This is a genomic window from Streptomyces galbus, from assembly GCF_005280195.1.
In the GTDB taxonomy this organism is placed as follows: domain Bacteria; phylum Actinomycetota; class Actinomycetes; order Streptomycetales; family Streptomycetaceae; genus Streptomyces; species Streptomyces galbus.
The window spans coordinates 151,683-166,164 of the sequence record NZ_SZPR01000025.1 but is presented as its reverse complement, the minus strand read 5'-3'; the positions used below and the strand labels follow the sequence as shown (position 1 = coordinate 166,164).

At 74.4% G+C, this 14,482-nt stretch carries 14 protein-coding genes; 8 read left to right on the top strand and 6 right to left on the bottom strand.

Features of this window, described 5'->3' with window-relative positions; genetic code table 11:
- The first annotated feature begins 291 nt into the window (after positions 1-291).
- Both E4U92_RS28750 and E4U92_RS28745 read left to right on the top strand, forming a co-directional pair.
- On the top strand, positions 292-966 hold the full coding sequence (locus E4U92_RS28750) for a SigE family RNA polymerase sigma factor (RefSeq protein WP_266805422.1): 675 nt from the start codon (positions 292-294) through the stop codon (positions 964-966).
- A gap of 110 nt (positions 967-1,076) precedes the next feature.
- The gene (locus E4U92_RS28745; protein WP_137303337.1) at positions 1,077-2,126 is read left to right on the top strand and encodes a hypothetical protein; all 1,050 of its coding nucleotides are present in this window, start codon (positions 1,077-1,079) and stop codon (positions 2,124-2,126) included.
- Here the strand turns inward: E4U92_RS28745 and E4U92_RS28740 are convergent.
- Complete coding sequence (locus E4U92_RS28740; RefSeq protein WP_137303336.1) at positions 2,096-2,962, bottom strand: SURF1 family protein; 867 nt, start codon at positions 2,960-2,962, stop codon at positions 2,096-2,098. The two genes, E4U92_RS28745 and E4U92_RS28740, sit on opposite strands and share 31 nt — an antisense overlap.
- Before the next feature lie 155 nt (positions 2,963-3,117).
- Here E4U92_RS28740 and E4U92_RS28735 point away from each other — a divergent pair, with 155 nt between their 5' ends.
- Positions 3,118-4,935, top strand: coding sequence for a S9 family peptidase (locus E4U92_RS28735; protein ID WP_137303335.1), 1,818 nt, complete (start codon positions 3,118-3,120; stop codon positions 4,933-4,935).
- A 43-nt stretch (positions 4,936-4,978) separates the two neighbouring features.
- On the opposite strand, the gene E4U92_RS28730 is transcribed toward E4U92_RS28735, so the two are convergent.
- A complete protein-coding gene (locus E4U92_RS28730; protein ID WP_137303405.1) occupies positions 4,979-6,967 on the bottom strand; it encodes an NAD-binding protein in 1,989 nt (662 codons plus the stop codon).
- Positions 6,968-7,147: 180 nt separating this feature from the next.
- Here E4U92_RS28730 and E4U92_RS28725 point away from each other — a divergent pair, with 180 nt between their 5' ends.
- Positions 7,148-8,173, top strand: a complete 1,026-nt coding sequence (locus E4U92_RS28725; protein WP_137303334.1) for a permease — start codon at positions 7,148-7,150, stop codon at positions 8,171-8,173.
- Complete coding sequence (locus E4U92_RS28720; protein ID WP_137303333.1) at positions 8,170-9,009, top strand: TIGR03943 family putative permease subunit; 840 nt, start codon at positions 8,170-8,172, stop codon at positions 9,007-9,009. The genes E4U92_RS28725 and E4U92_RS28720 overlap by 4 nt, the downstream gene beginning before the upstream one ends.
- A 51-nt stretch (positions 9,010-9,060) precedes the next feature.
- Here E4U92_RS28720 and E4U92_RS28715 read toward each other — a convergent pair whose 3' ends face one another.
- Positions 9,061-9,441: a hypothetical protein gene (locus E4U92_RS28715; RefSeq protein WP_137303332.1), complete on the bottom strand. Its 381-nt coding sequence runs from the start codon at positions 9,439-9,441 to the stop codon at positions 9,061-9,063.
- 260 nt (positions 9,442-9,701) lie between these two features.
- Between E4U92_RS28715 and E4U92_RS28710 the strand changes: the two genes are divergently transcribed.
- Positions 9,702-10,838 carry an MFS transporter gene (locus E4U92_RS28710; RefSeq protein ID WP_137303404.1) on the top strand — a complete coding sequence of 379 codons (1,137 nt, stop codon included), beginning with the start codon at positions 9,702-9,704 and terminating at the stop codon, positions 10,836-10,838.
- A gap of 22 nt (positions 10,839-10,860) precedes the next feature.
- Here E4U92_RS28710 and E4U92_RS28705 read toward each other — a convergent pair whose 3' ends face one another.
- A complete protein-coding gene (locus E4U92_RS28705; protein WP_137303331.1) occupies positions 10,861-11,301 on the bottom strand; it encodes a VOC family protein in 441 nt (146 codons plus the stop codon).
- A gap of 91 nt (positions 11,302-11,392) precedes the next feature.
- Positions 11,393-11,719, bottom strand: a complete 327-nt coding sequence (locus E4U92_RS28700; RefSeq protein WP_137303330.1) for a hypothetical protein — start codon at positions 11,717-11,719, stop codon at positions 11,393-11,395.
- A gap of 134 nt (positions 11,720-11,853) precedes the next feature.
- On the opposite strand from E4U92_RS28700, the gene E4U92_RS28695 reads away from it, so the two are divergent.
- Together E4U92_RS28695 and E4U92_RS28690 are read left to right on the top strand one after the other, a co-directional pair.
- The gene (locus E4U92_RS28695; RefSeq protein ID WP_174864046.1) at positions 11,854-12,237 is read left to right on the top strand and encodes a hypothetical protein; all 384 of its coding nucleotides are present in this window, start codon (positions 11,854-11,856) and stop codon (positions 12,235-12,237) included.
- Entirely contained in the window at positions 12,230-13,387 is a 1,158-nt protein-coding gene (locus E4U92_RS28690; RefSeq protein ID WP_137303329.1) for a hypothetical protein, read from the top strand. The genes E4U92_RS28695 and E4U92_RS28690 overlap by 8 nt, the downstream gene beginning before the upstream one ends.
- 67 nt (positions 13,388-13,454) lie before the next feature.
- Here the strand turns inward: E4U92_RS28690 and E4U92_RS28685 are convergent, their stop codons facing one another.
- Positions 13,455-14,288 (bottom strand): PIG-L family deacetylase, encoded by an 834-nt coding sequence (locus tag E4U92_RS28685; RefSeq protein ID WP_137303328.1) that lies wholly within the window; start codon positions 14,286-14,288, stop codon positions 13,455-13,457.
- Positions 14,289-14,482 lie beyond the last annotated feature (194 nt).

Sequence of the window (14,482 nt, the reverse complement as noted above, 5' to 3'; positions counted from 1 at the left end):
GCAACCGTGCGGAGCGCGGGGAGCGTCTTTGCGGTCGCCCTTCCAGGGTGCGGAAGCAGACGGCCACGGCGCGCAGGGGGCGCCGCGGCCGCGGGCGTGGGGACGCCCGATCGTTGGTGGACACAGGGGAAGAGCGGGACGCATGAGGGCATGGGACACGCCGTCGGTTGTGCTGCCCGGCGCCGGAGACGGGCCGGCCGGGGCGTCCGGGGGGAGACCGGCGGCGCCACCCCGCGCAAGAGGTGGGCATCACGCGTACAACCCCCGAGGGGGTAGGCGTGTCCAACTGGCGTGGCAGAGGTACTCGACTTCCCCGCGACGACCCGGGGCACCGCTTTGCGGCCGCCCCGCCGGATCGTCCGACCCCGCGCGGCCGGGGCGCCCGGCGGCATGCCGGTGATCGCGCCCATGCCCGCAGCGCGGCCCGCCCGCATCCCCAGCCCGCGTGACGGCGCCGACGAGACCGTGGCGGCCGGCACCACCGTCGACCACCTCACCGAGACCTACCGGGCGCACTACCGCTCGCTGCTCGGCCTCGCCGCCCTCCTGCTCGACGACACCGCCTCCTGCGAGGACGTCGTCCAGGAGGCATTCATCCGCGTCCACTCCGCGCGCAAGCGCGTCCGCGACCCGGAGAAGACCCTGGCCTACCTGCGCCAGACCGTCGTCAACCTCTCCCGCTCGGCGCTGCGCCGGCGCATCCTCGGCCTGAAGCTGCTCTCCAAGCCGATGCCCGACATGGCGAGCGCGGAGGAGGGCGCCTACGACCAGTTGGAGCGCGACGCCCTGATCAAGGCGATGAAGGGCCTGCAGCGCCGCCAGCGCGAGGTCCTCGTCCTGCGCTACTTCGCGGACATGACGGAGGCCCAGGTCGCCGAGACCCTCGGCATATCGCTCGGCTCGGTCAAGGCGTACGGCTCACGCGGCATCGCCGCGCTGCGGGGCGCGATGGGAGCGTCGGCGTGAACCAGGACGGCGAGGGACGCGACTCCCATGAGCGACACGAACCGTACGCGTGGCACGAGCCGATGGACCCGGCCGGCCACCCGAAGCACACGCACGCTGGGAACGGACACGTGAACCACCACCTCGACGACCAGGGCCCCGAGGGGTTCGGCTCGGACGAGCTGGCCCTGCGGCGCATGCTGCAGCAGGCGGTCGCCGACGTCGAACCGCGCGACGGCACCCTCGACCACCTGCGCAAGGCCGTACCGGCCCGCCGGGCCCGCAAGCGCCAGGCCGCCGTCGGCATGGCGGCCGCGGCGCTCTTCGTCGGCACCGCCGTCCCGGCCCTCATCCACGTCTCGAACTCCGGCGGCACCGACGCCAACCCCGCCATCGCCGGCCAGGCCTCCCAGGCCCACGGCGGCACCGGCGAGGGCAAGCAGCCCGACGGCGGATCCGCGGGCAAGGCCGACACCGGCGGCCCGACCGGCGACCAGGGGACCGGCGGCACCAAGGGCGGCGACGACGGCAAGAGCGGCGGCAGCGCGGCCGGCGCCGGCGGCGGCAGCGACCCGTCCGCGCCCAGCTCCGCCGAGGCCCCCGCCTGCGCCGCCGACCAGCTCGGCTCCGCCACCGCCGCCGTTCAGGGCGCCGACGCGGCCGGCATCGTCTACGGCAGCTTCCGCGTGACCAACGTCTCCGGCAAGAGCTGCGCCGTCGACGGCGGGGTCGCCCTCACCACCACCCCGCAGGGCGCCGCCGACCCGGCGAAGATCAGCGTCACCGAGCACACCTCCGGCGACGCCGCGGCCGCCCTGCCCGACCCGTCGCTGTACGTCTCCCGGCTGGTCCTCACGCCGGGCTCGGCCTACGACGTGCGGTTCGCCTGGGTGCCCTCGGAGACCTGCCCGACGAACGGCGGCGACTCCGGCGGCTCCTCGTCACCGAGCCCGAGCCCGACCGAGCAGAGCAGCGCGGCGAACGGCGCCACGACCACCGGCGCGACCGGCGGGTCCGGCGCGAACGACACGTCCCCGCAGCTGTTCACCGAGGACGGCACGGCCGACGGCAGCGTCGCCGTGTCGTACACCCCGGACGGCGGCGGGCCCACGGTCACCGCGACCGTGCCCGACGCGTGCGCCGGGACGGTCTACCGGACGGGCGTGCTGGCGCCGTCGTAGGAAGTCCCGGGGGCGGCGGGCTCCTCGCCCGTCGCCGGTTCCCCGGCCTCCGCCGTCGCCGGTTCCCCGCCCTCCGCCTCGGGGAGCAGGCCGAGGGCCGCGTCGCGCTGGAACTCGACCTCGCGGCGCAGCAGGCGGAACCACATGAACACCACGAAGCCCGCGAAGACGAACCACTCGCCGGTGTAGCCGAGGTTCTGGAACGCCTTCAGGTCCAGGCCGGTCCCGGCGGGCGCGGTCGCGGGCACCGCCGTCATCCCGGAATCCGCCGTGTCCAGCGTGACCCAGGCGTCGTAGACGTCGTACGGCACGAGGTTGACCAGGGAGGCCGCGCTGATCGCGGCCGTCTGCCCGGCCGGCAGCCCGCCCCGGGCGCTGACGCCGTTGTCCCCGGGCGTCTCGGACGCCTGCAGCGCACCGGTGACGGTGACCTCGCCGGCCGGCGGGGCGGGCGCCGCTGCCGCGTCGGCGGTGCCCGGCAGCCAGCCCCGGACCACGGGGAGCGCCTTGCCGCCGTCGGTGCGCAGCAGGGTCAGCACGTAGAACCCCGTGCGCTCGTCCAGCGTGCGGTCGGGCACGAGGAGCTGCGTGCCGTAGCGGCCCGTCGCGGTGACGCGCTTGCCCGAGGTCGCCTTGTCCACCGGCAGCATCTCGGAGAGCGGGCGCGCCGCCTCGGTGCGGTCCTCGGAGACCTGCGCCTGCGCGGTGCGGTGGTCGTCGACGCGCGCCTCGAACCGGCTGAGCTGCCAGGACCCCATGAAGATGCAGAACGGCACGGCCAGCAGCAGGAAGACGTTGATCCCCCACCAGCGGGGCGTCAGCAGGAACCGGTACACGCCCTCAACGGTACGGGGCCGCCGCGCTGTGCCGGGGCGCGGGGGGCGGGTTCATGGACCGTCCGTGGAGGGGCCTGGTAAGTACATGACGAAAGTTGTCCACAGGCTGGGGAGCGCGGCCGCACACAAGTCGTCCGAGCAGGCACTATGGGGCCATGACTGAGAGCAACGGGCCGGACGCGGCCGAGCCGACCGAGCAGATGCCGGACTGGGAGAAGCGCTTCCGCGCGCCGAGGGTGTCCCTGCCCGACTGGGCGGAGGACGCACCGGACCGGTCCTTGTTCGTGTCGAACGCGACGGGGACGTACGAGCTGTACGCGTGGGACCGCGCCACCGGCGAGCAGCGCCAGGTAACCGACCGGGCCAACGGCACCACGGACGGCGTGCTCTCCCCGGACGGCGCCTGGATCTGGTGGTTCGACGACAAGGACGGCGACGAGTTCGGCGTGTGGCGCCGCCAGCCCTTCACCGGCGGCGAGGACGAGCTGGCGGCCCCCGGCCTCGACCCGTCCTACCCGGCCGGCCTCGCCCTGAGCCGCGACGGCCGCACCGCGGTGGTCGGCCGCTCCACCGACGAGGACGGCACGACGATCCACCTGGCCCGCGAGGGCGAGGCACCCTTCGAGCTGTACCGGCACCGCGAGTCGGCGGGCGTCGGCGACCTCTCCCACGACGGTTCGCTCATCGCGGTCGAGCACACCGAGCACGGCGACGCCATGCACTCGGCGCTGCGCGTGCTGCGCCCCGACGGCACCACGGTCGCCGAGCTCGACGACACCGACGGCGGCCGCCGGGAGCTCGGCCTGGACGTGCTCGGCTTCGCACCCGTCGACGGCGACACCCGCCTCCTCGTCGGACACCAGCGCCGGGGCCGCTGGGAGCCGCTGGTGTGGGACGTGCGGACCGGCGAGCAGACCGACCTGGAGCTGGACCTGCCGGGCGACGTGAGCGCCGAGTGGTACCCGGACGGCTCCGCGCTGCTCGTCGTGCACGGCTTCGAGGCCCGCAGCGAGCTGTTCCGCTACGACCTCGCCGGCGGCACGCTGACCCGCATCCCCACCCCGCCCGGCACCGTCTCGGGGGCGACGGCCCGCCCGGACGGCAGCGTGGAGTACCTGTGGTCCTCGGCCGCCGAGCCGCCCGTGGTCCGCTCCACCACGGGTGCCGTGGTGCTCGACCCGCCCGGCATGAAGTGCCCCGGCTCGGTGCCGGTGGAGGACGTCTGGGTGGACGGCCCCGGCGGCCGCATCCACGCCCTGGTGCAGAAGCCGAGGGGCGCCACGGGCCCGCTGCCCACGGTGTTCGACATCCACGGCGGCCCCACCTGGCACGACAGCGACGCCTTCGCGGCGGCCCCGGCCGCCTGGGTCGACCACGGGTACGCGGTCGTCCGCGTCAACTACCGCGGCTCCACCGGCTACGGCCGCGCCTGGACGGACGCGCTCAAGCACCGCGTCGGCCTGATCGAGCTGGAGGACATCGCGGCGGTGCGCGAGTGGGCGGTGGGCTCGGGGCTCGCCGACCCGGCCCGGCTGGTCCTCACCGGCGGCTCCTGGGGCGGCTACCTCACCCTGCTGGGCCTCGGCGTCCAGCCCGACGCCTGGACGCTGGGCATCGCCGCCGTCCCGGTCGCCGACTACGTCACGGCGTACCACGACGAGATGGAGGCCCTGAAGGCCCTGGACCGCACGCTGCTCGGCGGCACCCCCGAGGAGGTCCCCGAGCGCTTCGCGGCCTCCTCCCCGCTGACCTACGTGGACCAGGTCAAGGCCCCCGTCCACATCTCGGCGGGCGTCAACGACCCGCGCTGCCCCATCCGCCAGATCGACAACTACGTCAAGCGCCTGGAGTCCCGCGGCGCGCCCCACGAGGTGTACCGCTACGACGCCGGGCACGGCTCCCTGGTGGTGGACGAGCGCATCAAGCAGGTGAAGCTCGAACTCGACTTCGCGGCACGGCACCTGCCGAAGTAGCCGATGACGGGAGGGGGCCGGCGGCTGGGGGCGGCCGGCTCCCTCAGGGCACCTGCGGGCGGGGCGCGGCGGTCCGGGCCGTCGTCTCCCGCCGCCGGCGGCGCAGCAGCTCCGCCAGCCCCTGCCGGGTCGCGGCCAGCACCACCCGGTCCTGCCCCCGCAGCACGTACGCGTCCGGCAGGTCCCACACCAGCCCCGACGCCCCGACGCCCGTGTCCAGCGCCAGCACCCGCCAGTACCCGGCCCGGAACGCCTCGCCGACCGTCTTGTCCGCCAACTGCGCGTACGCCCCCGCCTCCAGCGCCACGAACAGCAGCACCCGCCGCTCCACCGGTATGGCCCCCAGGATCTGCCGGCCCAGCATCGCCCCCGCGAACGCCGGCGCCGCGAGGTGCGACACGCTCCGGCTGCGGGTCTGCGCCCCCGGGTAGGCCACCCGCAGCGTCCGGTACACCGCCGTGGCGAAGTCGTCGTCGTACAGCCGCAGCACCACCCGCAGGTCCGGCCGCACGGACCGCGCGTACAGCACCGCCTCCAGGTTCGTCGTGTCGGAGCTGGTCACCGCGAGCAGCGCGTGCGCACGGTGGATCTTCGCGGCCTCCAGCACCCCCTCCTGCGTCACGTCCCCGAGCACCACCGGCACCCGCAGCCGCCGTGCCACGGCCAGCCCGCGCGCGTCGGCCCCGGCCTCCACGCACACCACCGGGATGTCCAGCTCCCGCAGCCGGATCAGCACCCGCGTGCCGATCTTCCCCAGCCCCAGCAGCACCACGTGCCCGCCCATGCCGCGCGGCGGCCGCCGCAGCGCCCCGGCCCCGCGGAACGTCCCGAGCGCCTCCAGCACCGCCGCCAGCAGCACCGGCAGCAGCAGCAACCCGACCAGCCCGGACAGCAGTTGGAGCACCTGGCGCTCGGTGGACGCGCCGACCGCCGGGTCGTTGATGGCGAACAGGTCGAGCAGGGTCAGGTACAGCGCGCCGAGCGGATGGATGCCGGTGGCCAGCCACAGCGCCACCGCCAGCGCGACCACACACGCCACCAGCCCGGCGAGGGACCACCGCAGCCGCCGGGAGAACAGCGAGGCGAGCCGCGACACGACCCCCGACACCAGCCCGAACGGCCCACCGTCCCCGCGTGCGCTGCGCCCCCGCCGACGGGACCCGCCGGACGGGGCGTCCGCGGCGTACGACACCTGCTCCAGCACGACGGTCCCGCGCCCGGCCGCCGACCGCACGGCGTCCGCGTCGGGCAGCAGCGTCGGCCCCTGGTCCTCGCCCACGGCGGAGGAGCCCGCCGCAGTCGTCCCGTTGGCCGCCGCGGACAGCAGCGCGAGGGTGGCCAGGCCCGGGCCGGCCGTCTCGCCCGGCGCCCGCTCGACGGCCCGCAGCAGCAGCCCGTCCGTCTGCACCACCTTGGTCGTGCCCACCACGGCGCTCGCCGCCAGCGCGGGCGCGGCGGTGTCGGCGTCGGACAGCACGGTCGTCGTGGCCGCGTCCGCCCCGGCGGCATCGGACCCGGCGGCATCCGTCCCGGCCGGGTGCCCGGTCGCCAACGCGGCTGCCTGGTCGAGGAGTTCCTCGATGTGCTGGCCCAGCCGCCGGTTGTACAGCCGGACGACGAGCCGCAGCCGCGGGTTGAGGCGCCGGGCGGTGAGGGCGGCGCGGATGTTGGTCTCGTCGTCCTCGTAGACCAGCGCCAGCGCGGCGGCCCGCTCCACGCCCGCCTCGGCGAGCACGCCCTCGCTCGGCTCGGCGGCCTCCAGGGTCCGCTGGCCCGCGGCCGGCTCCCCGACGGCGGTCGCATCGGTACTCCCGCCGCCGGCACCGCCGTTGGGGGCGCCGCCGGCCCGGCTGACGGCCGCGCTCACCACCCGGTCGAGCAGCGCGGCCGACACCGCGCGGGCGCGCCCGACGACGGGCGGCCGTACCGTGCGCTCGGAGGCCGGTACGACGAGGGTGACCTGCTCCCCGTACACGCCCCGCAGTTCGGCGGCGAGGCGGTGCGCGAGCCCGTCGTCGCCGCACACCACCATGTGGCCGCCGTCGTCCGGCGACCCCGGCCGCACACCCTGGTCAGGAACGCTCCCCACGAGGGAGAAGAGTGCCCCACCGGGGCGGGTGGTTCCACCGGCCGGCCGAACGCATGACTGAACGGAGTGCGGCGCCCGCCCGTACGGAAGGGGAGGCGACGACACGACCGGAGGTACCCGCACGTGGCCCTCACCAAGTCGGCCCCGCAGGAGGCGACTCCGCACGACGAGCCCGGGGGGAGCGCGCCGACCGGCCCCCAACGGCGGGTCACCTCGCCCCTCGTCCTGATCCTCGTCCTCCTGCTCCTCGTGACCTTCCAGGGTCCCGTCCGCCGGGCCCTGTCGGCGCCCGTGATGCAGAGCTGGACCACGGTGTTCGTGGCGGTGGTGGTGCAGGCGCTGCCCTTCCTGGTCCTCGGCGTGCTGCTGTCGGCGGCGATCGCCGTCTACGTACCGCCGTCGTTCTTCGCCCGCGCCCTGCCCGGCCGCCCGGCGCTGGCGGTCCCCGTGGCCGGCCTCGCCGGAGCGGTGCTGCCCGGCTGCGAGTGCGCGTCGGTCCCGGTGGCCGGGGCACTGGTGCGGCGGGGCGTGACCCCGGCGGCGGCTCTGGCGTTCCTGCTGTCCGCGCCCGCGATCAACCCGGTCGTCCTGACGGCGACGGCGGTGGCCTTCCCGCGCGAGCCGCGGATGGTGGTGGCCCGGCTGGCCGGCGGACTGCTGGTGGCGTGCGTGATGGGCTGGCTGTGGCAGCGGCTGGGCCGCACGGACTGGCTGCGCCCGCCCCGGCACGCCCCGCACGAGGGCGCGACCCGGGGGGAGACCTTCTGGAACTCGGTGCGGCACGACGTGATGCACGCGGGCGGCTTCCTGGTGCTCGGCGCGACGGCCGCGGCCACGCTGAAGGCCATCGCCCCGCAGAGCTGGCTGCGCACCGCGGCGGAGAACCCGGTGGTCTCGGTCCTGGCCCTCGCGGTCCTCGCGGTCGTGCTGTCGATCTGCTCGGAGGCGGACGCGTTCGTGGCGGCGTCGCTGACCCAGTTCTCCCTGACGGCACGGCTGGCGTTCCTGGTGGTGGGCCCGATGATCGACCTGAAGCTGTTCGCGATGCAGGCGGGGACGTTCGGCCGCGCCTTCGCGGTACGGTTCGCGCCGGCCACGTTCGTCCTGGCGGTGGCGGTGTCCGTGCTGGTCGGGACGGTGCTGCTGTGAACCGGCAGGCACAGTCCGCGGTGCTGTTCCTGCTGGGCGCGGCCCTGTGGCACGCGGGCACGACGGACCTGTACCTGCGCTACGTCAAGGCGGGCCTGCGCCCGCTGCTGCTGGCGGCGGCGGTGGTGCTGGTCGCGGCGGCGGTGGCGTCGGTGGGGTACGGGTGGCGGGCAGCGCGGCGGGGAGCTGCGACCGGGCCCGGGTCCGGGTCCGAGTCCGAGTACGAGTCCGAGTACGAGTACGAGTACGAGTCCGGGCCTGAGTGCGGGCCTCAGTCCGGGTCCGAGTCCGGGTCCGGTCGTCCGGCCGGGTCGGCGGGGCACGGGCACCACGCCCCGCACGTCTCCTGGCTGCTGCTCCTGCCCCTGCTGGCGCTGATCCTGGTGGCGCCGCCGGCCCTGGGCTCGTACAGCGCGACCCGTACGGGTACCGCCCTGCAGCAGCCGCTCGCCTACCCGGCGCTGCCCGCCACCGACCCCCTGCGGCTGAGCGTGGTGGACTACGCGGGCCGCGCGGTCTACGGCAGGGGCCGCACGCTGGAGGGCCGCCGGGTGCAGGTCACCGGCTTCGTGGCGGTGGACCGGGCGGGCACGCCGTACCTGGTGCGCATGGCGCTCAATTGCTGCGCGGCGGACGCCCAGCCGGTGAAGATCGGCCTCATCGGAGCGATCCCGCCGGTCCTGCAGCCGGACACCTGGCTGACCGTCACCGGCACCTACACGCCCCGCACGGCGAAGGACCCGGTGAACGGCGGCCCGATCCCGTTCCTGCGGGTGACGGCGGCGACACCGGTACCGGTGCCGCACGACCCGTACGACGAGAGCTGGAACACCTGACCGGGGAGTTCACCGAGTCCTCGCTGAGCCCTCGGTGAACTCCCGTCCCTCCTACTGGTCCGAATACCCGATGTCCCCGATGGTCCAGGCGCTCACGTCGGAGAGCGCCACGCGGTACATCCCGCCGGAATCGGGGATGCCGTAGCTGCCCTGGAGGATGCGGGCGACATGGAAGTGGAGGTGGGTCGGCGGCCCGTCGCGCCGGGGCGCGACCGTGCCCTCGCGGGCGGCGGGGGAGAAGACGGCGGCGAAGTCCCCGAGCTGGACGGAATCCCGCAGAACCTCCGCCACGCGCTCCTTCCACATGGCCTCGGGGGCCAGCCGGCCCGTGATGACGGCCCCGGGGACCACGACGGTCAGGGACATCCGACTGGTGTGCTGCGACTCCACGAGCTCGGCGATGCCGACGAGCAGTTCGTCAGGGTGCGACATGGTGAGGAGCCTAGTCGGGCGCGCCCCCGGCCGACGGGGAAGGGGGGCGGATGCGCCTTGACGGGAGCGGACGGGGGAGCTGATCTGGCAGAGTGCGCCGCGACCCGCGCCGACCACGCCGAAGGCGCGGACGACGCCGAACGCGCCGTCACCGCTCGACAGAATCTCCCGGAGTCCCGATGACCGCCCGTGACAACGGTACCCGGGCCGCCGCGTCCGGCCCCTCCCCGCAGGAACCGGCGGCCGCCCCGCCCCGCCGGATGTGGCCGCTGTACGCCGCGGGCTTCACCACGGCGTTCGGCGCGCACGGCATCGCCGCGAACCTCGGCGGCTTCTCCTCCGACGCCGTCACCTCGCTCCTGGTCCTGGGCGGCCTGCTGGCCCTCTACGACGGCGCGGAGGTCGTCCTCAAGCCGCTCTTCGGCACCCTCGCCGACCGGGTGGGCGCCCGTCCGGTGCTGCTGGGCGGCCTGGTCGCCTTCGCGGCCGCGTCCGCGGTGTACGTCGTGGCGGACAGCCCGGGGTGGCTGTGGGCGGCCCGGCTGGGCCAGGGCGCGGCGGCCTCGGCGTTCTCGCCGTCCGCCTCGGCCCTGGTCGCGCGCCTGAACCCGGCGGCGAAGCGGGGCCGGGCCTTCGGCGGCTACGGCTTCCACAAGTCGATCGGCTACACGCTCGGCCCGCTGCTGGGCGGGGTCCTGGTGTGGGCCGGGGGACTGCGCCTGCTGTTCGCGGTGCTGACGGTGCTGGGCGCGGGGGTGGCGGTGTGGGCGGCGCTGGCCGTCCCGGCCGTACCGCCGCTGCCCAAGGCCCGCCAGACGGTGCTCGACCTGGCCCGCCGCCTGGCCGACCCGGCGTTCCTCGCGCCGACGGCGGCCCTGGCCGCGGCGACGGCGGCGCTGTCCGTGGGCGTGGGCTTCCTGCCGGTCTCGGGGCGCGCGGCGGGCCTGGGCACGGTGGCGACGGGGGCGGCGGTGTCGCTGCTGGCGGCGTCCGCGGCACTGGTCCAGCCGCGGGCGGGCCGCGCCCTGGACGAGGGCCGCCTGTCGACCCGTACGGGCCTGACCGCGGGCCTCTTCCTCACCGCGATCGGCCTGGCCTGCGCGGCCCTCCCCGGCCTGACCGGCATCCTCACGGCGGCGGCCCTCACGGGCACCGGGACGGGCCTGATCACCCCGCTCGGCTTCGCGTCCCTGTCCACGCACACCCCGCAGGAACGCCTGGGCCAGACGATGGGGGCCGCGGAACTGGGCAGGGAGCTGGGCGACGCGGGCGGCCCGCTGCTGGTGGCGGGGGTGGCGTCGGTGGGGACCCTGACGTACGGCTACGCGACGCTGGCGGCCCTGATCGGGCTGGCGGCCGTGGCGTCGTGGGCGACCAGCACGAGACCCGCCCCCTGACCTACGGCGACGGGAACACGGATCAACCCTGGCCGGCGCCCGCTTCCCCTTCCCCTTCCTCTTCCCCGATGTTCACCACCCAGGGAACCCCGAACCGATCGGTGCACGCCCCGAAGACGTCCCCCCACATCTGCTTCTCCAGCGGCACGGACACGGAACCGCCCTCGGACAACGCCGCCCAGTACCCCCGCAGCTCGGCGTCGTCGTCCCCGCTGAGGGCGACGGCGAAGTTGGACCCGGCGCTGAACTCGGCCCCGGGCGGCAGATCACCCCCCATGAGCGTGAACCCACTGCCCGTCTCCAGCATCCCGTGCATGATCCGCCCGCCGTGCGGAGTCCCCTCCAGCCCGAACTCCCCGAACGTGCTGAGCGTGAGACTCCCGCCGAACACCTCCCGGTAGAACCCCATCGCCTGCCGGGCATCCCCGTCGAACGTCAGGTAGGGATTGAGCCGCGACGCCATGACAACCTCCGCGAACCGTGACGAACGAACCCACACTTCGCACGGTAGCGCGGGACACCGACAGCGGCGCGACGAACGACCCCGACGCCCGCTACCCGCCCTCCCGACCGGGAAGCGGCGCGCCCCGAAGGAACGCGCGGTAGGCATCTGCGGCGTCGTCCTCCACGACCGGTGCCCCCGCCCCGTACCGCGTGTCGCTCCGGTCGCGCTTCGGCCCGGACACCCAGAACTCCTCGTCGGTCTCGACGTCGTAGAAGTTGGCGTCGAAGAGCCCGAGCCCCGTGGCCCGCCGCAGCGTCCGCCCCTGGAAGCAGGCGGTCCTCCAGGTCTTGGAGAAGGTCACCCACCCGATCCAGGAGGGCCCACGGTCGGTGTCGTAGCCCGTCTTGAGCTGCAGGAACATGATGCGGCGAGACATGCCCCCAGCTTGACCGCCGGCCCCTCCGGACCGCACCTGGATTGACACCCGACCGCGCCACGACACCCCAACGGCGGCGCATGTGAAGGCACTTGGACACCCGCTGCGTTTCGGGACGCAGTACAGTGCGCGCCGTGGACACACCCGGCTGGTTCGTCTGGATCTGCCTCAGCGCGATCCTCTTCCAGATCCTCGCCCTCGGCCCCGCGCTCGGCCGACTGCGCGGCCCCGACGCATCGCTGCGCACCAAGGCGCGCTGGGACCTGCTGGAGATCGCCGGCACGCTGCTCCTCTTCGGCGGCCTGCTGCTCCACCTCGAAGGAGCGAAGTCCTGGTCCTGGCTCCCGCTCGCCGGCCTCGCCCTGATGACCCCGGGCTACGCGGTGCAGGCCACGCGGTGGCTCCGCGCGCGCCGCCGCCCGACGGCCTGCGCGCAACGAGAGGCTTGGCGCCTGACCGAGGCGATCGTCGGCCACGGTCGCCGGACCAGACCACAGGGTGGGGGATCAAGTGACTGATCAGCCGGTATTCGTCCTGGGCGGCGATCTGCAGGCCCTGGAACCGGCCACGTTCGAGACCGAGGAGGAGTTCCAGGAGCTCCTCGCGCGCCACCCGCGGGTGCTGGATTTCGGCTCGCTGGCCGACGGACAGCCGTTGCGGCTGGTGCTGGTCGCACGGGAGATGGGCGTCCCGACGAGCGCCGAGCGCGGTCCGGCGTACTGGCTGGACCACCTCTTCGTCGACGCCGATGGCGTACCGACCCTGGTGGAGGTCAAGCGGGCGAGCGACACCCGGATCCGGCGCGAGGTGGTCGGCCAGATGCTGGACTACGCGGCGAACGGAGCCCGTTACTGGCCCGGACCACTGCTGCAGCGCTCCTTCGAGGAGACCTGCGTCGCGGACGGCCGGTCCCTGGAAGAGGCGTACGGCGAACTCCTCGGCGAACGCTCCCCGGAGGAGTTCTGGTCGCTGGTCGAGGAACGGCTGGCCGCCGGGCAGATGCGGCTGCTGTTCGTCGCGGACCGGATCCCGCTGGAGCTGAGGGCGATCGTCGAGTTCCTCAACCGGCAGATGCGGCAGACCGACGTGTACGCGGTCGAGCTGACCCAGTACCGGGGAGACGGAGACCTCCGCGTCCTGGTCCCACGGATCCACGGGGAGGTGGCCACGGCCGCGAAGTCTCCCTCCGGCCGACGCACCACGCAGCGGACCACCCGGGACGACATGGACGCGGTGATCCGGACCCGGCTCGCCCCGGAGCCGAGGCGGATCGCGACCGCACTGCTCGATCACGCGGCAGCCAGGGGCCGGTTGGAGGGCGGAACGGCCAAGTACCCGAGCATGTCCGTCCGCTATCCCGTCGCCGGCCGCCAGGTACCGCTGTGGACCCTGTCCTTGTACGACGACCCCGCCAAGGAGGAACTCGCCTTCAGCTTCGGATCGATCACGCATCACCTCGGCCCCGGCCGGGCGGCGGCGTTCGCGGAGTCCCTGCCTGCCGTTCCCGAACTGCAGAAGAAGCTGGAGGCGGAACGCGAGAAGGGATACAAGGGCTGGCCGTCGATCACCCTGACCTCCCTGGCAGCCGACCCCGACGCCGCGGAGGAGATCCTGGCCGCGATCCAGCAGCTCATGGCGGGCGGGGGAGCGTCCGACGACGTCGGTTGAGCGGGGAGTCGGCGGCAGGGGACGAGGCGGCGAGGCTCCGGCCGATGACGGTGGCCGTGCGCGAGGCTCAGCGCAGCCCGGCGAACAGATCGTTCTCGGGCACGGCCGCGCCGGTCGGGTCCTGGACCCGTAGGAAGGTTTCCACGCCCATCAACTCGCTGAACCTCTCCTTGCCCATCCTGAGGAAGAAGATGTTCTCGCCCTGACTGGCATGCGCGGCCAACGCGTCGAACTTCTGGTCGCTGAACGCGGTGGCGTCCACCCAGGTGGTGACCTCGTCGTCGGGGAGGCCGATCTCTGCCATCGCAGCGGCCTCGGCGGGATCCGGCTCCGGCATGTCCGGCTGGAACTCCCGCATGATCTCGCCGAACCGCTGCATGCCCGAGCGGGGCATCGTGGTCCAGTACACCTTCGGTGTCAGCTCGGTCATCTCCAGCGCCGCCATGGTGATGCGGTGGGCCTGGATGTGGTCGGGGTGGCCGTAGAAGCCGTTCTCGTCGTAGGTGACGACCACATCGGGTCGGTAGTGCCGCATGAGGTCCGCGAGCCGGGCCGCGCCCTCCTCCACAGGGGTCTGCCAGAAGGATCCGGGGGCGTCGTTGCTCGGCCAGCCCATCATCCCGGAGTCGGCGTACCCCAGCATCTCCAGATCGCTGATCTTCAGGACGTCGCAGCTCGCCTGCAGCTCCTGACGGCGCATCAAGGCGACGGCCGCCGGATCGTGCCCGGGATCACCGGGCTTCACGCCCCCCGGTCCGTCACCGCACCCGCCGTCGGTACAGGTCACGAGGACCGTGCGGATGCCTTCCGCGGCATACCGCGCGAGGACCCCTCCCGTTCCGGTGGCCTCGTCGTCGGGGTGGGCGTGTACTGCCATGAGCGTCAAGGGCCGGTCAGTCATCGGGTAATCCTCCTGCAGCGATACGTCGTGGTCCGAGGGCGCGGCGGGCGTACCGCCGTCCGGGGGCCCGGATCCGGTCGGGCGGGTGACCCTGCGGTTGCCGGGTTGCCCGCCCGTGGGACGCCGGCCCCTCGGCCGGTGCAACATCACCGAGCGGACCTGCTGTTCCCGGCGGGGCGGGGCTGCGCGTCTCA